This window comes from Algoriphagus sanaruensis, from assembly GCF_001593605.1.
Lineage (GTDB): Bacteria > Bacteroidota > Bacteroidia > Cytophagales > Cyclobacteriaceae > Algoriphagus > Algoriphagus sanaruensis.
On sequence record NZ_CP012836.1, the window covers coordinates 169,558 to 191,436 of the forward strand.

Below are 21,879 nucleotides of genomic sequence, written 5' to 3' on the forward strand. Positions count from 1 at the left end.
GATTCAGCCTTTGAAAGTTATCTTGAATAGGACTCATTTTTAGAAGAGCTAACAGCACGAAAAAGGAAGACCTGCTAATTCTAAATTTTGGAATTGAAGAATACCGAAATTCGAAAGAAATCAACTTTTTATAGTGCAGGTAAACTCTTACTTTTAAAATTGAGTTAAATACTTTGAATCAAAAATAGAGCAATATTTTCGACCATTCGAATGAGCAAACTAAAATTCTTCCTACCCGTAATTTTTCTCCTACTTTCGGCTCCTTCATGGGCTCAACGTGATGATGTTGGTAACTACGAATATGATCGTGAATTACTCTTTGGAGTGAATAAAAACACAAATGGAGGCTTGATTGGAGGATTTGCATTCAAATCAGGGACCCGAATTACCGACGATCAATTTGCTTTTTGGGGCATTGAACTTTCCAATGTCAAAAACCAAAAAGAAGTTCGCTACAATACCGTTTTGGGAAATAGCTACATTTTCGGGAAATCAAACTATCTCTACGCTATTCGTCCACAATATGGAAGAGAGATAATCCTCTTCAAAAAAGCTCCAAATCAAGGAGTGCAAGTATCTGCATTGGCCGCAATTGGACCTACTTTAGGATTGATCTCCCCGTACTATATCGAATATGCCATTAATCGGGTGGAAACTGTGGTTGAACAATACGACCCAGAAGTTCATCAAAGTAGATTCAATATTCTCGGCACTGGCCGCGTTTTTCAAGGTTTAGGCCAATCAGATTTGGCAATTGGCGCCATGGTAAAGGGTGCGATCATGTTTGAATTTGGAGTTTTCAGAAGCAATGTAACCGGTCTGGAACTTGGTGTGATGGTAGAAGGTTACAACAAGGAAATTCCATTGATTCCCACCACAGAAAATCAACAGCTGTTTCGATCAGCTTACTTCACCTTTTTCTACGGCTTTAGAAAGTAGACTGGAGTTAGTTTTTCATCCCCAGCTGATTTACCTTTGCAAAAATCCGAAAGCGATGATTGAATTACCTGTAATTTCCGAGGAAGCGACCAAGCGAAAAAAACCTGATTGGTTGCGGGTAAAACTTCCAGTAGGAAAAGAATATGCCAAAGTCCGAAAACTAGTCGATGAGCATAAGCTCCATACCATTTGTGAAAGTGGAAACTGTCCAAATATGGGGGAATGCTGGGGGGCAGGAACTGCCACTTTCATGATACTGGGCAACGTTTGTACACGTTCTTGTTCATTTTGTGCAGTAGCTACCGGACGTCCTAATGAATACGATACTGATGAACCTAGAAGAGTGGCTGAGGCCATCCAACTTATGGGTGTCAAACATGCTGTGATCACTTCCGTCAATCGAGATGAATTAAAAGATCGAGGAGCTGAAATTTGGTATCAAACCGTAGTCCTCACCAAAGAATTATCACCTTCGACGACCATTGAAACATTAATTCCTGATGTGAAAGCAAATTGGGATGCACTTTATCGAATGATTGAAGGGGGGCAAGAAGTGGTCTCTCATAATATGGAAACCGTGGGAAGGCTCTATCGAATGGTTCGTCCTCAGGCTAAATACGAGCGATCTCTCGAACAAATTAGACTTACCAAAGAATTTGGAAAACGGACCAAGACCGGGATTATGCTTGGATTGGGCGAAAGCAAAGAGGAAGTTTACAAAGCAATGGATGATCTTGCCGCAAACGGCTGTGACATTCTGACCTTAGGCCAGTATCTTCAGCCAACCAAAATGCATATTGAGGTGGCAGAATTTATCCATCCCGACCTTTTTGCTCATTACAAAGAGGAAGGATTGAAAAGAGGTCTGAAATACGTAGAATCCGGACCTTTGGTGAGATCTTCTTACCATGCCGAGCGACATGTTCATGTGTAAAAATTTAAATATTTCAAACAAAAAAGGGGCTTCCAGAATTGGAAGCCCCTTTTTTATAAAGATGAGATGACTTAAGCCATCTCATTTTCTTTTGCATATTCCTCAACTGGAATACAGCTACACACAAGATTTCTATCCCCGTAAGCAGAGTCAATTCTTCTCACAGAAGGCCAGAATTTGTTTTCTTTCACATATTCCAATGGGAACACAGCTTTTTCTCTTGAATATGGCAAATTCCATTCTCCAGTGAGCACCATCGTCGCTGTATGTGGCGCATTTTTAAGCACGTTGTTCTGCTTATCAGCTTTACCTTCTTCGATTTCCCGAATTTCTTCACGAATCGCAAGAAGCGCATCGCAGAATTTATCCAATTCAGCTTTTGTTTCAGACTCGGTAGGCTCAATCATGAGCGTTCCAGCTACAGGGAAAGAAACTGTTGGGGCATGATAACCATAATCCATCAGACGCTTTGCAATGTCCTCCACTTCTACTCCAACTTCCTTGAATGCACGACAGTCAACAATCATTTCGTGTGCAGCTCGGCCTTGTGTTCCAGTGTAAAGAATTGGATAATGTCCACTCAATCGTTCCTTGATATAGTTTGCGTTCAGAATCGCCATTTTGGTAGCATTGGTCAATCCTTCTCCACCCATCATAGAGATGTAGGCATAAGAAATTGGAAGAATGCTCGCACTACCAAACGGTGCAGCGGAAATGGAAGAAACCGCATGCTCTCCACCTGTTTTGACTAATGGATTTCCTGGCAAGAAAGGAGCTAAGTGACTCGCTACACAGATTGGACCCATTCCAGGGCCACCTCCCCCGTGAGGAATACAGAAAGTCTTATGAAGATTCAAGTGACAAACATCAGCACCAATTCTTCCTGGTGAAGTCAAACCCACTTGAGCATTCATATTTGCTCCGTCCATATATACTTGACCACCATACTGGTGGATAGTAGCACAAATTTCCTGAATAGCTTCTTCGAAAACTCCGTGAGTAGATGGATAAGTCACCATCAGACAAGAAAGGTTAGCAGCATTTTCTTCGGCCCTCGCTTTCAAATCTTCTAAATCGATATTTCCTTTCTCATCGCATTTCACCAATACCACCTTCATTCCCGCCATAACTGCTGATGCAGGGTTGGTTCCATGAGCAGAGGTTGGAATAAGCGCCACGTTTCTATGGCCTTCACCTCGATTCATATGATAGGCACGAATCACCATCAAACCAGCATATTCCCCTTGAGCACCAGAGTTTGGTTGCAATGAAGTGTCTGCAAATCCCGTGATTTCAGTCAACCAAGTTCGAAGATTCGAGAATAACTCTTGATATCCTTCTGTTTGGTCGACGGGAGCAAACGGATGCAACTGACCGAACTCAGGCCAAGTCACCGGGATCATTTCTGCAGTAGCATTTAATTTCATTGTACAAGAACCCAACGAAATCATAGAATGTACCAATGAAAGATCCTTGGACTCCAATCGCTTGATGTAACGAAGCATTTCATGCTCGCTGTGATAGCTATTGAAAACAGGATGAGTCAAGTATTCTGATTTTCTTAAAAGAGACTCAGGAATCTCCAGATTTAGATCAGCTGCTAAGGAATTAACATCAGGAGAAGATGCTCCAATTGCCTTTGCAAAAACTGCAATCACTTCAGCCGTATCTTCCAATGTTTTTGCCTCATCAAAGGAAAGGAAAATTGCACCATCTTCATATCTGAAATTCATTTCAGCAGCAAGAGCTGCCTCTTGTACCTTTTGCTGAAGTGCAGAATCTGCTACCACTTTGATGGTATCAAAAAATGTCTTTGAGCCTACTTGATACCCCAGTTGAGTCAGCGCCTTAGCTGTCAACTTGGCTAAACCATGCGTACGAAGGGCAATATTTTTTAGACCTTGAGGCCCGTGGTATACCCCATAAAAGCTAGACATCACTGCCAATAGAACCTGTGCAGTACAGATGTTGGAAGTCGCTTTTTCTCTCTTGATATGCTGCTCACGAGTTTGGAGGGCCATTCGGTAGGCTTTATTTCCTGCTCTATCAATTGAAACTCCGATAATTCTACCCGGGATTTGTCTTTTGAATTCTTCTTTGGTGGCAAAGAATCCGGCATGAGGTCCACCATAACCCATTGGAACACCAAAACGTTGAGCAGATCCAACTACTACATCAGCCCCCATTTCACCCGGAGAGGTCAATAAAGTCAAGGCTAAAAGGTCAGAAGCAAAAGCCGTCAAAACTTTGTTTTCTTTGGCTGCTGCGATCAAAGCAGTGTAATCAATAACCTCACCTTGAGCATCTGGGTATTGGAACATTACCCCGTAAAGTTCTGGATCAGTTAAATCTAATTCGGCCAATGGACCAAAAACCAAATCAATTCCAATAGGCTCAGCTCGAGTGATTAGTAATGCCTTGGTTTGTGCAAAGACATTTTCGTCAACAAAATACTTATTGGCATTTTTCTTTTCTCTCGGCTTCACTGCATGGAGCATAGTCATTGCCTCAGCAGCTGCAGTACCTTCATCAAGGAGTGAGGCATTGGCAAGCTCCATTCCTGTCAGTTCAATGACTACAGTCTGGAAATTGATCAGCGCTTCAAGACGACCTTGGGCAATTTCTGCTTGGTAGGGCGTATAAGCTGTGTACCATCCTGGATTTTCTAATACATTTCTTAGCACCACGCCAGGAACCAAAGTGTCATAATACCCCATACCGATATAGGATTTGTACACCTTGTTTTTGGAAGCAAGCTGCTTGAAACTTTTCAAAAACTCAGACTCTAATTGAGCAGGTGGAAGCTGTAGCGGCCTTTCCAGTTGAATATGTTTTGGAACGGTTTGATTGATTAACTCGTCCAAACTGGTAGCCCCGATTTTATCCAACATTGCCGCGATTTCCGCCTCTGTGGGGCCATTGTGTCTGCTCTCAAATTTGACAGCATTAGAAAGATTGATCTGCATAAAGAACGCTTGGGAAGTATGATCTATTTGGGTTTGGAATCCTCCTGAATTTCGTCCGCAAAGGTACAATTTCCTGAGCGAAAATGGCTTTCATCTTTTCCAAATATTTCCTTAGAAACACAGGAAGTGACAAACGGTTTTTTCAAGCCTTGAATTTTTGTCTAGTTTAGAGCTTTAAACCAAAATAATTTATGAGAAAAAGTTTCTTTTTGGGAGGGATATTAGCCACTGCACTCTCTATGCAGGCTTTTGCCCAAAATCCCATTCAGGTCAAATACGCGAATACCATCACACAGGAGGATCTAAAAGAATACCTTACCTATTTGGCATCCGACGAAATGAAAGGTCGGGATACAGGATCTCCTGAAGGAAAAATCGCGGCACAATATCTGGCAGATTTCTACCAAGAGCAGGGCTTAACTGCACCAGTAAATGGTAGCTATTTTCAATCTGTTCCGCTGGTGTCTGCCTTGTTTTCCAAAGTCACCTTGCAGGTTGGCAAAAATAAGCTGGTAGAAAATCAAGATTTTGTATTTACCGGCGATGGAAATATGGCTAAGGCAGCTAAGAGCGACCTTGTGTTCCTTGGATTAGTGACTGATGAAAATCTTGCAAAAGTTGATGTCAAAGGAAAACTAGTCGGTTTGTGGGCTGTGGGAGTAAGGTCCAATGACCTTGTGACTAAAGTTATGGACGCAGGAGCTGCAGGAATCGTAATCGTTACGATGGAAGGACAGGCTAATTTTGACCGGATTGCAAATCGATATAAAACCCTAGCTGGAAAAGGTAGAATTGGCTTTGACCAGGAAATCAAACAACGCCCCATCTTTATGGTGAGCTCTGATAAAATGGCAGAGCTGTTTGGAACCCCAGTAGAAACGCTCAAAGAAGCCGCAAAATCAAATCCTGAATCTATTGCGGCTCAAAAAGCAACTTACCAAGTTGTAAAAACCAAAACTCCTGTAGAAGCAGTTAACGTCATGGGCTTTTTGGAAGGAACAGATAAAAAAGAAGAGGTTTTGGTGATCTCTTCTCACTATGACCACGTGGGTGTAAGCTCTACCGGCGAGGTGTTTAACGGAGCGGATGATGATGGCTCTGGTACAGTATCGGTGATGGAAATTGCAGAAGCTTTTGCCACAGCTGCCAAAGAAGGCAACCGTCCTAGAAGAAGTATCTTATTCCTAAATGTGACGGGTGAAGAAAAAGGACTTTTAGGATCTCAGTACTATTCTGAAAACCCCGTTTTCCCTATTGCTAACACGGTCAACAACATCAATATTGACATGGTGGGCCGTGTGGACTATGAGTACCAAAATGCAGAAAACAAAGATTACATCTATGTGATTGGTTCGGAGATGCTTTCTTCTCATTTGAAGAAAATCAACGAATACAACAATATCACCTACACCAATTTGATCTTGGATTACCGATATGATGCGGAAGACGATCCTAACAGATTTTACTATCGCTCAGACCATTACAACTTTGCGAAGTTTAATATTCCAGTGATCTTCTTCTTTAACGGAGTGCATGACGACTACCATCAGGTGACTGACACCGTGGACAAGATCGAGTTTCCGCTGATGACCAAGAGAGCGCAATTGATCTTCCACACCGCATGGGACTTGGCAAACAGAGAGCAAAGAACTCCGGTTGATGGAACCAATACAAGAACTGACAGATAAGCAAAAAGGCCTTGAAACTTAAATTTCAAGGCCTTTTTTTATTTTCCCTTATTCTTTTGGTTCTTGGTTTTGAGCTGATTTCGATTGGTCTTTTTCCCCTGTTTCTTAGCTTTTACCTTTTCACCTTTACCAATATTTTTCTTGGGTTTTTCTTTTTTCTCATGAAAAGCTCCTTTGTAATCTGGATTGTCACGCTGCTTGAGGCGATCCAATTCCCTGGCATAAGCTTGCTTTTCTTCAAAAGGAGTTGCGGGAATATCCACTGTATCAGGAATCTGTAATTCCTCAACTTTCATCCGTATCAATTCCTCGATCCGCTCAAAATGGTATTGTTCAGCGGGGTTAATAAAAGTAATCGCCTTGCCCTCGTTTTCTGCACGGCCGGTTCGGCCGATTCGATGAACATAATCCTCATAGATCAACGGTACATCAAAATTGATCACGTGAGAAACCAAACTCACATCCAACCCTCGAGATGCAACATCGGTTGCTACTAAAATCCGAACCTCTCCCCCTTTAAAATCCTCCATGGAATTAATTCGGGTATTTTGACCTTTATTGGCGTGAATGACTCGGATTTCCCCGAAATTCTTTCGCTCAAGAAAGGAGTATACCGCTTCCGCATTTTTTCTACTTCGAGTGAAAATCATGGTACGATTGATTTCCTCATTGCCAAGTAAATGCGCCAATAAATTGATTTTGGTCTTGATATTTGGAACAAAATACTTGACCTGCCCGATGGTCTCCGCGGTGGTGGCAGAAGGCGCCACCTCCACTCGCTCAGGAAATTCCAAAAACTCCGCGGCCAAATTTTCTATGCGTGAAGAAAAAGTGGCTGAGAAAAGTAGATTTTGCCTTTTCGAAGGAATGACTTCCAAAATAGATCGTATTTGAGGCATAAAACCCATATCCATCATTTTGTCTGCCTCATCCAGCACCATGGTTTTGAAATCCTTGGGATAGATGATTCCTTTTCGATAGATGTCCATGAATCTGCCTGGAGTGGATATTAGAATATCTACCCCAGCCTCGATGGATTCAATCTGTGTTTTAGGACCTAATCCTCCATAAAGACTTACAATGCGCAAATCAGTGTTTTTTCCTAGCTGTCGGGCCACTTCTTCGATCTGCATGACTAATTCTCGGGTCGGTGCTAGGATCAATGCACGTGCATGTTTGCCTTGTGCATATTTAGTTTTCATCAAAACCGGCAATATATAAGCAGCAGTCTTACCTGTACCCGTTTGAGCTATTCCCAAGACATCATGACCTGCAAGAGCAAGTGGAATAGCTTTTTCCTGTATAGGAGTCGGAGTACTATAGCCGGACTCGGCTACTGCGTCGAGCAATTGTTTGTTTAGCTTAAAAGAATCAAAACCTAGGGCTTCATTGCTCATGATTGTTAATTTTGAGGAGATTTTCTACTATTTACTGGACCAAAAAGATGAAAAGTATCCTGATTACCGGGGCAAATATAGTCAATGAAGGCCGGATTACTCCGGGAGATGTTTTAATCCAAGATGGACGCATTGCCAAAATAGGTACAAACCTGAGTCATGAATCAGCTGATCATTACATAGACGGTTCAGGAAAACATCTTTTCCCGGGGGTAATTGATGATCAAGTTCACTTCCGAGAACCCGGATTGACCCATAAAGGAGAAATTTACACCGAGGCGAAAGCAGGAGTAGCTGGAGGCACTACCTCCTATATGGAGATGCCCAATACTGTTCCTCAGGCAGTAACTATTGAATTGCTAGAAGAAAAATATGCCCGAGCAAAGGAAGTTTCCCTAGCGAATTATTCTTTCTTTCTGGGAGGGACGAATGATAATCTCGAGGAGATACTAAAACTCGATTTGGAAAATGTCTGCGGATTGAAAGTTTTCCAAGGCTCCTCCACCGGCAACATGGTTGTTGATAATATCGAATCGTTAGAGGGAATTTTCAAAGAATATAAGGGGCTTTTGGCTATTCACTCTGAAAATGATCACATCATCAAAGCTAATCTTGATGCATATAAAGCCGAATATGGCGAGGACATTCCTGTAAAATTACATCCCAAAATTCGATCAGAGGAAGCATGCTACGATGCATCAAGTCGTGCGGTAGCCATGGCTAAAAAATATGGTACGCGTCTCCACATTCTTCATATTAGCACCGCCAAAGAATTGGAGTTATTTGATAATACTATTCCGTTAGAAGAAAAAAAGATCACTGCAGAAGCCTGCATTCACCACATGTGGTTTTCTGAAGAAGACTATGCGACCAAAGGAAACCTGATCAAATGGAACCCAGCCATAAAAACAGCTCATGATCGAGAAGAAATCTTTAAAGCGATGCTTGATGACAGAATTGATGTAATCGCAACCGATCACGCTCCACATACCTTAGAAGAAAAGGCCCAGTCCTACCTAAAGGGTCCTTCGGGAGGCCCGTTGATCCAGCACAGTTTGGTGGCCATGTTGGATTTTTACCATCAAGGTAAAATCAGCCTGGAAAAAATTGCTGATAAAATGGCGCACCGAGTGGCCCAACTTTTCAGAATCAAAGACCGAGGATTTATCCGTGAAGGTTATATGGCAGATTTGGTATTGGTAGATCTTAATTCTCCATGGACTGTCAGCAAAGAAAATATTCTTTCCAAATGTGGCTGGTCACCTTTTGAAGGACATACATTCCGATCAAAGGTGACCCATACGATCGTTTCTGGACATCTTGTTTACGATAATGGTACCTTTGATGAAAGTAAAAAAGGGGAACGATTAACTTTTTTCACAAATAAATAAGTCTCGACCTTGCGCGGAACGGACCGAGTCCTTACTTTTGCAAACCGATTGAGGAAACGCCCTCAAAGAGAAATTAAATGGTGATTGTAGCTCAGTTGGTTAGAGCGCTGGTTTGTGGCACCAGAGGTCGCCGGTTCGAGTCCGGTCTTTCACCCAAAAACCCCTCATAATGAGGGGTTTTGTCATTATAAGCCAAATGGGATTGGCATAAGATTTGAAAAGCTTAGGCGAAACTAAACCACACGACTATGTTTATTTTGTTCAAAAACTCACCTCGGTTTCCGGTGATTAAACCGGTAAACATTCGACAAATTCAGAGTTACCTCAGCAAGTTTGAAGAATCGATCAAAAATTTCGAAGAGGTACAAAAGGAAGTATTTCATTCGTAAAGACTCTCAAGGTTATGGAAACATAACCTTTATTTTTTGCCCTTTGATTTTTCTTATCCAATCAAAACTCTATTTTTAAATCTTACAATTTTTCCCCTATGAGTTATATCCATTTCGATAAAACCCAATTAATCAATCTGAATTATTCTCTCGATCGGGAGATCATTCGGACTAACCGCTCGGGTACTTACACCAGTACTACCATCATTGGTTGTAACACCCGAAAATATCACGGGCTCCTGGTTGTGCCCCAGCCACAGATAGATTCTCAAAATCATGTTCTCCTGTCGACTGTTCATGAAACAGTCATTCAACGGGGTGCAAGTTTCAACCTCGGTATTTCTAAATTTCCTGGAAATTATTCCCCAAGAGGCCACAAATACCTAGAGGATTTTGATTCTGAACCAATCCCGAAATTGACGTACCGTGTAGGTGGGGTTGTATTGCAAAAAGAGCTAATTCTTGATACCAATCGGGATCGATTGATGATCAGGTACACCTTATTGGAAGCTCACTCACCCACCAAAATCCGGATTCAGCCTTTCCTAGCCTTTAGAGGATACCATTCCTTGATGAAGGCGAATGATGATATCGACAAGAAGTATGAAGTAGTCCCAAATGGGGTAAAGTTCAGATTATATGAACCATACGATCCCCTTTTCATGCAAATTTCAAAAAATTCTGAATTTGTCTCCATTCCAGATTGGTACTACAATATTGAATATATCCAAGAGCGGGAAAGAGGCTATGAATACCAAGAGGATCTTTTTGTTCCTGGATATTTTGAATTTGATATTGCCAAAGGAGAATCTGTCATTTTTTCTGCAGGACTTACAGAAGCGGATCCAGCTACTAGACAGAATGCTTTCGAAAAAGAAATAGCACGAAGAATCCCCAGAAATAACTTCGAGAATTGCTTACGTAATTCTGCAGGACAATTTATAAGAAGACGAGATGGGGATGTAAGAATTATCGCGGGTTACCCATGGTTTGGATGGTGGGGAAGGGATACATTTATCGCTGCACCAGGATTAACCCTTTCTGCAGGTGATACGGAGACCTTCCTTGAGATTATGGATACCATGGCGCGAGACCTTAAGGGCGCATTATTCCCAAACATTGGTAGTGGAGATTATACCAATATGACTTCTGTGGATGCCCCACTTTGGTTTTTCTGGTCGCTACAACAGTACATCGAATACACCGGCGACAAGAAAACGGTCAAAGATCGATATCTTGAAAAACTTCGAGGGATTATCGAAGGATTTAAATCTGGAACTGCATTTAATATTCACATGCTATCCAATGGTTTGATCTGGGGAGGGCAAGATGGTGTGGCCTTGACATGGATGGATGCGATTACTCCTGACGGTCCAGTTACTCCTAGAATCGGATGTCCTGTAGAAATCCAAGCATTATGGTATAATGCACTTAAGTTCTTTGAGGAACTTTCGGGAGAGGAATCCTATGGACAGCTCGCCAACCAAGTTTCTGTAAGCTTTAACAGAGAGTTTTGGTCTGATGAATATGGCTATCTAGCAGATGTGGTAAATGGAGATGAAAAAGACTGGTCCATTCGACCTAATATGGTCTTTGCTACTTCCTTGGCTTACACGATGCTCAGTGAAGAACAATCGGATAAGATTTTGGAAATTGCTAAATCCAAACTCTTGACGCCTAGAGGCCTTCGGTCACTTTCTCCAGATGACCCTGGATACAAAGGATACTATTTCGGAAATCAGATCAGCAGAGACCATGCCTATCATAATGGAACGGTTTGGGCTTGGCCATTAGGTCATTTCGTAGAAGGGTATCTCAAACTTCACGGAAAAGCCGCAAAGAACTTTGTTCAGAAAATTATCAAGGGGTTTGATGGAGTCATGACACAATACGGAATAGGAACAGTGGCTGAAATCTATGACGGAGACGCTCCTCACCGACCCAAAGGCTCTGTCTCTCAAGCATGGAGTGTCGCTGAACTACTTCGAATGATGGACCTTGTCAAAAGAATATAACTGACTTTTTATGAAAGTATTGATGTTTGGGTGGGAGTTTCCACCCCATATTTCCGGAGGATTAGGAACTGCATGTTATGGATTGGTGCAAGGGATGAATCATCATCATCAGGAGGTGATCTTTGTCGTTCCCAAACTTTGGGGAGATGAGGAGCCACTTGCTGATTTTGTCAATGCAAGTGATGTGACGATTGATTATCGAGAGCGGAAATTCAAAAAAATCTGGAAAAACCTCACCTATCTTGAAGTCAACAGTTTCTTGGTTCCTTATTTAGGACCTCAAGAATTCAAGAAGTTTACAGATTACGCGATGCATGATCGAACTGATGTGGATGAAAGCATTTTCTCCAACAAGTTTGAATTCAGCGGAAAGTATGGCAAGAACCTGATGGAAGAAGTGTCTCGCTACGCTCTCGTAGGTGCACAAATTGCAAGGGATAGACAAGATTTCGATATCATACATGCTCATGATTGGTTAGCTTTTCCTGCTGGCATAGCTGCCAAAGAAATCAGTGGAAAACCTTTAGTGGTGCATGTTCATGCCACTGAGTTTGACCGATCAGGCGAATCCGTTAATAAACCGGTCTATGAGATTGAACGGGCGGGTATGCATGCAGCCGACCATATAGTGGCGGTAAGCCAGCTCACGAAAAATATCTGTGTTAGAAAATACGGAGTACCTGCAGAGAAGGTCACTGTCCTTCACAACGCCGTACTTGACGCTTCGATTATCAAGTCTAAATACCAGAAGAAAGTACCTGAAAAGATTGTTACGTTCTTAGGCCGGATCACCTTTCAAAAGGGACCGGAATATTTTGTCGAAGCCGCAAAAAAAGTAATTGATCGAGATCCCAACGTCAGATTTGTCATGGCTGGATCAGGTGATTTACTGAATCGAATGATTTCCCGAGTGGCGGAACTCAAGATGGGCACCAAATTCCACTTTACGGGATTTTTGAAAGGTGAAGATGTCGATCATATGTATGCCATAAGCGATGTATATGTCATGCCATCCGTGTCTGAACCATTTGGAATTGCTCCTTTGGAAGCTGTCCGACACAATACACCAGTAATTATTTCAAAGCAATCTGGTGTGGCAGAAGTCTTGAAAAACGCTATCAAAATCGATTTTTGGGATGTAGATGCAATGGCTGACGCCATTTTTGGCCTATTGCATTATGATAGTATTTCCCGCATGTTCAAAGAATTAGGGGGAGAAGAACTTAAAAAGTTAAAATGGGAGCATGTGGCTGCCAAGCTTGTAACTGTTTATGAAAAAACTTTAGCCGAACGATCATGAGAACCGTCTGTTTTTATTTCCAGGTCCATCAGCCTTTTCGCGTTAAGCCTTATCGCTTCTTTGAAATTGGAGAAGACCATTATTATTGGGACGATTTTCTAAATCGAAATGTCGTCAGAAAAGTAGCTCAAAAGTGCTACCTACCCATGAATGCCCTGTTATTAGATTTGATCCATAAATATCAAGGGAAATTCAAAGTGGCTTTTTCATTATCAGGAACCTTCCTCGATCAGATTGAAGCTTATGCTCCTGATGTTTTGGAAAGCTTCCAAAAACTAGTGGCTACTGGTCATGTAGAGCTTTTAAATGAAACTTATTCCCATTCGCTGGCTTCCTTAAAAAGCAAAGAAGAGTTTTTTGGATTGGTCGAAAAACACCAAGCAAAAATCAAACAACTTTTCAATGGCTATACTCCCAAAGTCTTCCGAAATACAGAGCTTATTTATTCCGATCAAATCGGAGCGATGGTCTCTGAATTGGGCTATGAGGCAATTCTTACCGAAGGTGCGAAACACGTTTTAGGATGGAAATCTCCAAATTATGTGTACAATAACTCTATCAATCCCAACCTGAAAGTTCTCCTGAAAAACTTCTTGTTGTCAGATGATATCGCATTCAGATTCAGCAATAAAACATGGGCTGATTATCCATTGACCACAGACAAATTTGTCTCTTGGCTCAATGCTATCCCAAAAGAAGAACAGGTCGTCAACTTGTTTATGGATTATGAGACATTTGGAGAACATCAGTGGGCAGAGACTGGAATATTTGAATTCATGAGACACTTGCCTGAGGCAATCTTCAAAAATTCCGATTTTGGATTTTCAACTCCTTCTGAAGTAGTGAAAAATTCGAAAACCGTAGGTGCAATCCATGTTCCAGTGCCGATTTCATGGGCAGATGAAGAGCGGGATTTGACTGCATGGTTGGGTAATGAAATGCAAAATGAAGCCTTTGAGAGATTGTACGAGCAAGAACGCTATGTGAAAAAGCTGGACGATCCAGAGATTCAGCGCGATTGGGAATACCTTCAGACTTCGGATCATTTCTATTACATGTGTACCAAGTTCTTTTCTGATGGTTCCGTGCACGAATATTTCAGCCCTTATGATACTCCTTATGATGCCTTTATCAATTACATGAATGCTTTGAGCGACTTCATTCTTCGTGTAAAAGAAAAAGTTGAAGAAAAAGCACTGGCTTAATCCTACAAAAAAATCCCGGAGAGTTAAACCTCCGGGATTTTTTGTTGAATGATTAGTTATTAAAATAAGTATCCATATACTTCTTTTTTGGTTGGCTTGTAGAAAATCATTCCATTCTCTGGGTCGGAATCATAGATAGGCTCCTTGTCATTCAAAACAATCTTTCCAACTTCTTTGCCAGAGACCTTGTCCACTTTGACCAGACCAACCCCTTCGCCTACATCTGTTAGGATAAAATTGAATAAACCTCTCGATTTGGACGCCTTGAATCGCTGATTGGCGGCCTGTCCAAATGCCCCTGCCATATCTTCAAAAAATTCCCGCTGGTATCCATATTGCTTACTGATGGAAGTAGGGGCAAATGCAGACCCCTGCGTCAACCCTTGCTGGTATGCTGCTGCGGAAGCCATGGCTACCATAGCGACCTGCATGGTGCGAAGAGCGATTCTTCCTGCCAAAGAAATCTTCGGTGAGGCCCAATGTTCTTTGAAAAGGATGTTTCCACTTTCATCGAAGCCAATCATATTCTGACTAGAAGAGAGGACGAAATTTGACCCGGTAAATTCCAAGGCATCTGGCGTTTCTTTTTCCTCGAATTCTACTTTGTTCACGATGACGTTTTTCTCACCATTGACCAAATTGACTAAATAAACCTTTTCGTCTGCGTAGAAAATTTCCCGATCCAAGGCAGGCTTAACTCTTAAGACAGGGCCCTGAATCATATCCTTGCCTCCCCATTTCAAGTTTCCTTCAAAATCAATCAGCCCTACACTACCATTTTCATCCAAGTACATAATGCCTGCACCGGTCAATTGATCAATTTGAATTCCTTTGATTTTTTGTGACCATTTTTCAGCCCCTGTATTTTTATCTAACACAGTGAGGTATTTGTCCTTTTCTCCTACTGCGATTCCTCGATCTCGTCCCAAATCCACCACAATTCCAGAAAGCTTCTTGGCTGACCACTTCGTATTACCAGTTTCTGCCTCCATCAAAGTGAAATTTTTCTCATCCGCTACGATCACGCCGAAATTTTCCGCGGTTAAAACTGGAGCGTCCTTAGTCGCCAAAGGCTTTTCCCACAAAACTTTCCCACTGCTCAATTCTACGGCGGACACTACGCCCTGATTTCCTTTCTTCTGGTAAAAGTATCCTTCCGTAAGTCTGATGTTTGCATCAAACGCTTCAAAATTGTTCTTCTTTTCGGCTACTTCAAATGTCCAAAATGGCTGTCCCGTTTTGGAATTAATTTTTGCGGAGGTTTTTTCTCCGATGAATAACAAATGATTATCATCTGTCACCACAGGAAGAAACTTGGACGAAAACTGATCACTTTCCCAAGCAATTTTCCCAGTTGCCAAATCAATAAACTTCGTGATTTGCATGTAGGGTTTTCCGGCTTTGGTCAAGTCTTCCCAGCTCGCTGTTATAATTACCCCTTTCAACTCTGGAATGTAGTCTGAACCTTCATAATTGAAGGTGGCTTGTTCAGGACCAATGATTTTTACTACGGGCATACCTGCCATTTTGGGATTAATCACCAATTCTCCTGTCCGGATATTGATCACCACAAAGTTTTTGACCAGGATATTATCCGTGTACTTTACGATGGCATAGTCCGAAATGGAGGGGTCATTTGGGTCTTCCAAAACACGGATAAGATCAGGCGTGTAACCTACTTTTTTTCCATCTGGACCTTTTAAGGCTTTGGCAGAATTGTATAAATCCTCATTGGACCATAAGAGTTTACCTGTAGTGGCATCTACTCCATGTAATCCCCAGTCCGTACTACCTACCAACAAGATTTTATTGGGAGTGTACTTCGTCCATTCTACCCCTTTTTCCAGGGTTAGCTTCCATTGCGGCTCTTGCGCAAAACTGTTGACTCCTGCGATGACCAAGATCAGGCATGCTAGAATCGATACTCGGGTGGTTTTGACTAGCTGTTTCATGATAAAAAGAATTTTGATCAAAGCTATCCCAACGCCACCCCTCAGGGAATACGCCATTTGCCGTATTTAATCCCCTCTAAAAACAAAAAGCACCTTTTAGAGGCGTTTTTTATAAAATTTTATCTTGGATAAAGTCAATAACTTTCTGATTCATTCGGGAAATCCTTGCTCTTTACATCCTGAATATATTGCTGAAATGCATCTTTCATGACGGTTTGAAGATCCGCATATTGTCTTAAAAATCGAGGCTTAAATTCCTTGGTGATTCCCAGCATATCATGCATGACTAACACCTGACCATCTACATGAGGTCCAGCACCAATTCCGATAACTGGAATTTTCACAGCTTCTGCTACTTGTTTGGCTAATGCGGCAGGGATCTTTTCCAATACAATTGCAAAGCATCCACATTCCTCTAGCATTTTGGCGTCTTCGAGTAACTTTTGAGCCTCTGCTTCTTCTTTAGCTCGGACAGTATACGTTCCAAATTTATAAATCGACTGTGGAGTTAATCCCAAATGTCCCATTACAGGCACGCCTGCACTGAGAATACGAACGACCGACTCTCGAATTTCTGCTCCACCTTCTACTTTCACCGAATGCGCCCCAGATTCTTTCATGATCCGGATTGCAGAACGGAGTGCTTCAGAGCTATTCCCCTGATAGCTTCCAAATGGAATATCCACAACGATAAAGGCTCTTTTAACAGCTCTGACCACTGAAGACGCATGGTAAATCATTTGATCAAGCGTGATCGGAAGTGTCGTCTCATGTCCAGCCATCACATTGGAAGCTGAATCACCAACAAGAATAATGTCCATTCCAGCATCATCGACGATTTTGGCCATGCTGTAATCATAGGCAGTAAGCATGGAGATTTTTTCTCCACGCTGTTTCATTTCCAAAAGAGTGTGGGTCGTAATCCGCTTGATCGATGCTGAGGAATGAACTGACATGATTAATTAAGGTGAACGGAATAATGGTTTTCAGAAAAATCAACTTTGATATGTTCGCTGAGTGTGGTGGCTAGCTCGAATCCTGTATAGTCAGGTCGAACAGGGAAAAGTCCATGACTTCGATTGACTAAAACAGCAATTTCCATTTTTTGGATTTCTTGATCTAAAAATGGCTTCATGGCATACACCAGTGTCTTTCCGGTATTGAGAACATCATCTACCAAAATGACGGTTTTTCCTTCCAGTGCTAAAGATCGACTTAGCTCAATAGCTGTAGTAGAAATAGTTGCCTTATCCAAAATGACTTCAAGTTGCTCAACTGAAAGAGACGAAATTTCACGAAGCTTATTTGCCAAAAGACTTGCAAGAAAAGTCCCCATTCCACTGACTCCAGCAAAGACAATTCCTGAGGAATGAATATTTCGTTCATAGATTTCAAAAGCCATTCGGGTGACTTTTTGAAGAATCTGTTTGTGATTGAGTACCTCGCTCATAGCATAGAAATTGAATGGGAAAATTAGGCCAATTTGATCTGGTATCAAAGCAGATCAACGATGACTATCCTCCTCACTGAGAATATTCAAATAACTCTGATACCGATAGGGATGGATAAATCCTTCTTCCAGTTTAACCCGAACAATGCATCCAGGTTCGTTGGTATGCGTGCAATTGTTGTATTTGCATTGTCCTAAAAACTGCCTCATTTCCGGAAAATAATGAGACAATTCTTCCTCCTCGACATCCAAAATTCCAAATTCCTTGATTCCAGGAGTATCTATCAAATCTCCCCCCTCAGGAAGGGTAAATAATTCTGCGAAAGTAGTGGTATGTACTCCTTTGTCACTATATCCTGAAATTTCTTTTGTATCCTGCCTTGCCTCAGGCACAAGTGCATTGAGCAGGGTACTTTTGCCAACCCCTGAATGCCCCGAAATTAAACTCGATTTCCCCTGGACATATGGCATCAACTTTTCCTTTGTTGCCGGATCTTTCAAGGCAGAAATCTCCAAAACTGGATATCCCAAAGGCTCATAAATTTCATGAATATCCCGAAGCCATTCTTGCTCGTCCTCACCAGAAAGCTCGTCCATTTTATTAACGATGAGAATGGCGGGTATCCCAAAGCTCTCCGTGCTCACTAAAAATCGATCAATAAACCCAAGCGAGGTACGGGGTTTTTTCATAGTGATGACCAATAGCGCCTGATCGAGATTACTGGCAATGATATGTGAAAAGTGCTGTTTTCGGGTTGATTTACGAATCACATAATTTTCCCTGGGAAAAATATCTTGGATGACTGCCGTGTCCTGCCCGGCCTCTTTTTCAAGCTCTACCCAATCTCCAACTGCAATAGGATTAGTCAATTTTAAATCCGCCTGCTTAAATTTTCCTTTAAGACGTGCAGAAATAAATTGCCCCTCTGACTGGACTACATACCAACTACCCGTAGATTTAATGACTCGTCCTTTCATGAAAGCGGGGTTAATTCTTGCACTTTTTGCATCACACGATCAGCTGCTCCTACATTCGCAGATACCCATTCCTGAGCTGCAAACGTAGCCTTTTGGTAAATTTCTGCTTGCTCTAATCGGTCAAACACATTCAAAAGGTCCTCGGGTGAATTTACTTCAAATCCGCAGCCTTGATGTTGACTTTGGATGGATTCAGGAAATTTGCTCACATTTTTCACTTTTCCAAAGATCACAGGAATCCCAAATCCGAGCGGCTCTAAAATATTATGCAAGCCCTTCCCGAAGCCTCCACCCACATAGGCAATCTTTGCAAATTGATACAAGGAAGAAAGCATCCCAATATTATCGATAAACAAAATAGAAGCTTGGGATTCAGGGGCCCATTTAGAATAAGTCACGGATTTTACACTAAGCTGTTTGGCCCAGCGATCCATAGGTTCGGGAGACAGGTCATGAGGGGCAATGATCCAGACATAGTCCAGATGAGCCTCAATCAATGGAAGAATCAAATCCATGTCCTCTTGCCACGCGGACCCAACTACCACTGTGGGTCGCCCATTGATCCAGTGACTAATTTCCGGGAAAGATTTGGCATGCTTAGCCGTAGCCCAAACTCGATCAAATCGAGTATCCCCAGAGCGAGATGCGTTGGTCACGGCAATGGTATTCAATAAGTCAAGACTCGGCTGATTTTGGGTAAAAATCCAGTTGAAACTTTCAAGCATCGATTTGAAAAATCCCCCATACCAACGAAAATAAGGTTGGTTGGGCCGAAAGGATGCGGAAATTAAGTAATGGGGAACTCCAAATTTTCTCAACGCTTCCAGATGATGGTACCAGAGATCGTATTTGACAAAAAAGGCTGAGGATGGATTCACCAACCGAACAAACTCTTGCGCCCAACTCCTCCTATCGAGCGGTAAATAAGTGACAAAATCAACGAGAGGATGAGGCTTTTTAAGGGCAGGCTCATAGCCGGATGGGCTAAAGAAACTCACCAATATTCCAATTTCCGAGTTCTGCTTTTTTAAGGCTTCGATCACCGGTTTAGCTTGTTCATATTCCCCTAAGGAAGCGACATGAAACCAAGCCAATTTTCCAGAATATCGGGACCTGAACTCCTTCAATCTCAGAAACAAATTTTTTCTGGCCGCTAGGAAACGGTTTACCCTTGGGAAAATCAAACCAAATCCTTTAAGAATGGTCGGCAAACCCCAAAAAAACAGCCGGTAAAGGAATTTCATCTTTCAAAAGTAGCCAATCCCTTTCATTTCCACATTTTTTTCCATTTTTGTGAGCTGAAAAAATCAAGGATTTTTTATCAAAATAACTTTCAAAGAAGTGCATTTGCTCTGAAAAATAACTAGATTCAAAGCCTTTCTTTTTACAGAAGTTGTTTACCCAAGTAGTTTTATCACATGATTAAAGTTTTATTCGTCTGTTTAGGTAACATTTGTCGGTCACCGCTAGCCGAAGCCATTTTCAATCATAAAATTGAAGCTTTAGGCTTAGGCCACAAGTTTAAATCAGATAGTGCGGGCACCTCAGACTTTCATATTGGAGAACTACCAGACGAACGAACGCTAGCCTGTGCGAAGCGACATAATCTAACCATTCAGCATCGAGGAAGACAGGTAAATCGGACAGATTTTAGAGATTTTGATTACATCATCGCCATGGATGATAATAACCTTCGCAATCTGAATCTGATGAAAGAGCGGTATCGATTTTCAGAAAAGCAGGTTTTTTTGATGCGCTCATTTGTCGAAGGTGGAGATGGCTTGTCAGTTCCCGATCCTTATTATGGAGGAGAAGAAGGCTTCGAAGAAATTTACCGGATTTTGGACGAAGCAATTGATAGTTTTTTGAACTTGGTCAAAGAGACACACCAAATATATGCTTGACCCCACCCCAACGTATGAGCACATTCTGTTCACTACTTTGGGAAGCAACTGTCGATTAAAATCCGCTCAACTTATTGCCGCAGGAAATTTTAATCAGGGCATTCATCTTCTCACCTCGTCCGGAGATTTTTTTCTCAAGCTCAATTTTGATCATGAGCGAAACATCCTTCAAAAAGAAGCCGAAGGTTTAGAGTTTCTTACTCATTCCACTTTCCTGAAAATCCCCCAAACCTTTGGCCAAGGCCGTGTAGAAGATTACAACTATCTGCTAACTGAGTTTATTTCTTCCGGCAGACCCAATTCCGAATATTGGGAGGATTTAGGCTTTGGTCTGGCAAACTTGCACCTCAATCACCACAAACATTTCGGTCTGGACTCAGACAATTTTATCGCGACCCTGACTCAAAAGAATATTCAGCTGGACAATTGGATCGATTTTTTTATCGAAAATAGACTTGAACCGCAACTAGGCAAAGCCTATTTCGATGGTTTAATTCCTTTGGATTTTGTGAAGAAATTCCAATCCATCTATCCCCAACTTGATTCCATTTTTCCTAAGGAAAAACCATCCCTTTTGCATGGTGATCTCTGGACAGGAAATGTACTATGTACGACTTCAGGAAGCCCATGCCTCATTGATCCAGCGGTATATTTTGGACATCGAGAAATGGATCTCGCTTTCTCACGCCTCTTTGGGGGATTTGATGCAAAATTTTATGATGCCTATGAATCTTTGCTTCCCTTGGAGCCTGGATTTGAATCTAGAATGGGCATCTATAATTTATACCCACTTTTGGTCCATTTAAATCTTTTCGGAACAGCCTACCTACCCGGAATTGAAAAAACAATCAAGCGATTTCAAGTATGAGCCAGCTAATTAGAGACTATCGCACCGAGGATGCTCCCTTCCTCCAAAAAATCATCAATGATTCGATCCTTTACACCTCTCATAATTATGACTATCATCCTAAATCATTGGAGGAAGTAGCAGAATTATTTTCAGAAAAAACTCGAGGAGGATTCCCTGTTTTGGTGCTTGAAATTGACGGAGAACCATCGGGCTATGCCTCCTATGGGAAATTTCGAGCAAAACCTGGGTATGCCCGAACGCTAGAGCATTCCATTTATCTCAATGAAAAAGCCCAAGGGAAAGGCTTGGGCTCTGAAATGATGCATCAATTAATCGAGAAAGCTAAGGCTCAAGATTACCATATGATGATAGCCGGAATGGATTCAGAAAATCTGGGTAGCTATCGCTTTCATCAGCGACTGGGATTTGTGGAAACAGCTCGGATGCCAGAGGTCTCGTATAAATTTGGTAAATGGCTGACCTTGGTATTTATGCAACTGAAACTTGGGTAATCTAAGCCC

The 21,879-nt window shown here is 41.9% G+C and carries 17 protein-coding genes and 1 tRNA gene; 11 read left to right on the forward strand and 7 right to left on the reverse strand.

The genetic code is table 11. From position 1 onward, the window contains the following. The first annotated feature begins 210 nt into the window (after window positions 1–210). Complete coding sequence (locus AO498_RS00820) at window positions 211–939, forward strand: hypothetical protein (RefSeq protein WP_067542380.1); 729 nt, start codon at window positions 211–213, stop codon at window positions 937–939. 55 nt (window positions 940–994) lie between these two features. Continuing rightward, window positions 995–1,873, forward strand: a complete 879-nt coding sequence (gene lipA / locus AO498_RS00825; RefSeq protein ID WP_067542383.1) for a lipoyl synthase — start codon at window positions 995–997, stop codon at window positions 1,871–1,873. A 71-nt stretch (window positions 1,874–1,944) separates the two neighbouring features. On the opposite strand, the gene gcvP is transcribed toward lipA, so the two are convergent. After that, window positions 1,945–4,839: an aminomethyl-transferring glycine dehydrogenase gene (gene gcvP / locus AO498_RS00830; RefSeq protein WP_067542386.1), complete on the reverse strand. Its 2,895-nt coding sequence runs from the start codon at window positions 4,837–4,839 to the stop codon at window positions 1,945–1,947. A 191-nt stretch (window positions 4,840–5,030) separates the two neighbouring features. On the opposite strand from gcvP, the gene AO498_RS00835 reads away from it, so the two are divergent. Next, the gene (locus AO498_RS00835) at window positions 5,031–6,527 is read left to right on the forward strand and encodes a M28 family peptidase (protein WP_067542388.1); all 1,497 of its coding nucleotides are present in this window, start codon (window positions 5,031–5,033) and stop codon (window positions 6,525–6,527) included. A gap of 38 nt (window positions 6,528–6,565) precedes the next feature. Here the strand turns inward: AO498_RS00835 and AO498_RS00840 are convergent, their stop codons facing one another. After that, window positions 6,566–7,924, reverse strand: a complete 1,359-nt coding sequence (locus tag AO498_RS00840) for a DEAD/DEAH box helicase (RefSeq protein WP_067542394.1) — start codon at window positions 7,922–7,924, stop codon at window positions 6,566–6,568. Between the two features lie 47 nt (window positions 7,925–7,971). On the opposite strand from AO498_RS00840, the gene AO498_RS00845 reads away from it, so the two are divergent. From AO498_RS00845 to AO498_RS00865, 5 genes are all read left to right on the forward strand, one after another. Further along, the gene (locus AO498_RS00845; RefSeq protein WP_067542396.1) at window positions 7,972–9,315 is read left to right on the forward strand and encodes a dihydroorotase; all 1,344 of its coding nucleotides are present in this window, start codon (window positions 7,972–7,974) and stop codon (window positions 9,313–9,315) included. Window positions 9,316–9,394: 79 nt separating this feature from the next. After that, window positions 9,395–9,470: transfer RNA gene (locus tag AO498_RS00850), tRNA-His, on the forward strand. Window positions 9,471–9,802: 332 nt separating this feature from the next. After that, a complete protein-coding gene (locus AO498_RS00855; protein WP_067542403.1) occupies window positions 9,803–11,719 on the forward strand; it encodes an amylo-alpha-1,6-glucosidase in 1,917 nt (638 codons plus the stop codon). 10 nt (window positions 11,720–11,729) lie between these two features. After that, entirely contained in the window at window positions 11,730–13,019 is a 1,290-nt protein-coding gene (locus AO498_RS00860; protein WP_067542406.1) for a glycosyltransferase family 4 protein, read from the forward strand. Further along, window positions 13,016–14,224, forward strand: a complete 1,209-nt coding sequence (locus AO498_RS00865) for a glycoside hydrolase family 57 protein (RefSeq protein ID WP_067542408.1) — start codon at window positions 13,016–13,018, stop codon at window positions 14,222–14,224. Before AO498_RS00860 ends, AO498_RS00865 begins: the two co-directional genes overlap by 4 nt. 59 nt (window positions 14,225–14,283) lie before the next feature. Here AO498_RS00865 and AO498_RS00870 read toward each other — a convergent pair whose 3' ends face one another. The 5 genes from AO498_RS00870 to AO498_RS00890 form a co-directional block, all read right to left on the reverse strand. Next, window positions 14,284–16,176 (reverse strand): outer membrane protein assembly factor BamB family protein, encoded by a 1,893-nt coding sequence (locus AO498_RS00870; protein ID WP_157883961.1) that lies wholly within the window; start codon window positions 16,174–16,176, stop codon window positions 14,284–14,286. A gap of 134 nt (window positions 16,177–16,310) precedes the next feature. Then, entirely contained in the window at window positions 16,311–17,132 is an 822-nt protein-coding gene (gene panB, locus AO498_RS00875) for a 3-methyl-2-oxobutanoate hydroxymethyltransferase (RefSeq protein ID WP_067542414.1), read from the reverse strand. A gap of 2 nt (window positions 17,133–17,134) precedes the next feature. Next, window positions 17,135–17,626 (reverse strand): phosphoribosyltransferase family protein, encoded by a 492-nt coding sequence (locus AO498_RS00880; RefSeq protein ID WP_067542416.1) that lies wholly within the window; start codon window positions 17,624–17,626, stop codon window positions 17,135–17,137. A 54-nt stretch (window positions 17,627–17,680) separates the two neighbouring features. After that, a complete protein-coding gene (gene rsgA / locus AO498_RS00885) occupies window positions 17,681–18,604 on the reverse strand; it encodes a ribosome small subunit-dependent GTPase A (RefSeq protein WP_067542418.1) in 924 nt (307 codons plus the stop codon). Beyond that, window positions 18,601–19,731: a 3-deoxy-D-manno-octulosonic acid transferase gene (locus AO498_RS00890; RefSeq protein WP_236778624.1), complete on the reverse strand. Its 1,131-nt coding sequence runs from the start codon at window positions 19,729–19,731 to the stop codon at window positions 18,601–18,603. The genes rsgA and AO498_RS00890 overlap by 4 nt, the downstream gene beginning before the upstream one ends. A 291-nt stretch (window positions 19,732–20,022) precedes the next feature. Here AO498_RS00890 and AO498_RS00895 point away from each other — a divergent pair, with 291 nt between their 5' ends. From AO498_RS00895 to AO498_RS00905, 3 genes are read left to right on the forward strand one after another with little or no spacing between them, the layout of a single operon-like run. Then, entirely contained in the window at window positions 20,023–20,508 is a 486-nt protein-coding gene (locus tag AO498_RS00895) for a low molecular weight protein-tyrosine-phosphatase (RefSeq protein ID WP_067542424.1), read from the forward strand. Then, window positions 20,501–21,376 carry a fructosamine kinase family protein gene (locus AO498_RS00900; RefSeq protein ID WP_067542427.1) on the forward strand — a complete coding sequence of 292 codons (876 nt, stop codon included), beginning with the start codon at window positions 20,501–20,503 and terminating at the stop codon, window positions 21,374–21,376. Before AO498_RS00895 ends, AO498_RS00900 begins: the two co-directional genes overlap by 8 nt. Then, window positions 21,373–21,870, forward strand: coding sequence for a GNAT family N-acetyltransferase (locus tag AO498_RS00905; RefSeq protein WP_067542430.1), 498 nt, complete (start codon window positions 21,373–21,375; stop codon window positions 21,868–21,870). The genes AO498_RS00900 and AO498_RS00905 overlap by 4 nt, the downstream gene beginning before the upstream one ends. Window positions 21,871–21,879: the final 9 nt, after the last annotated feature.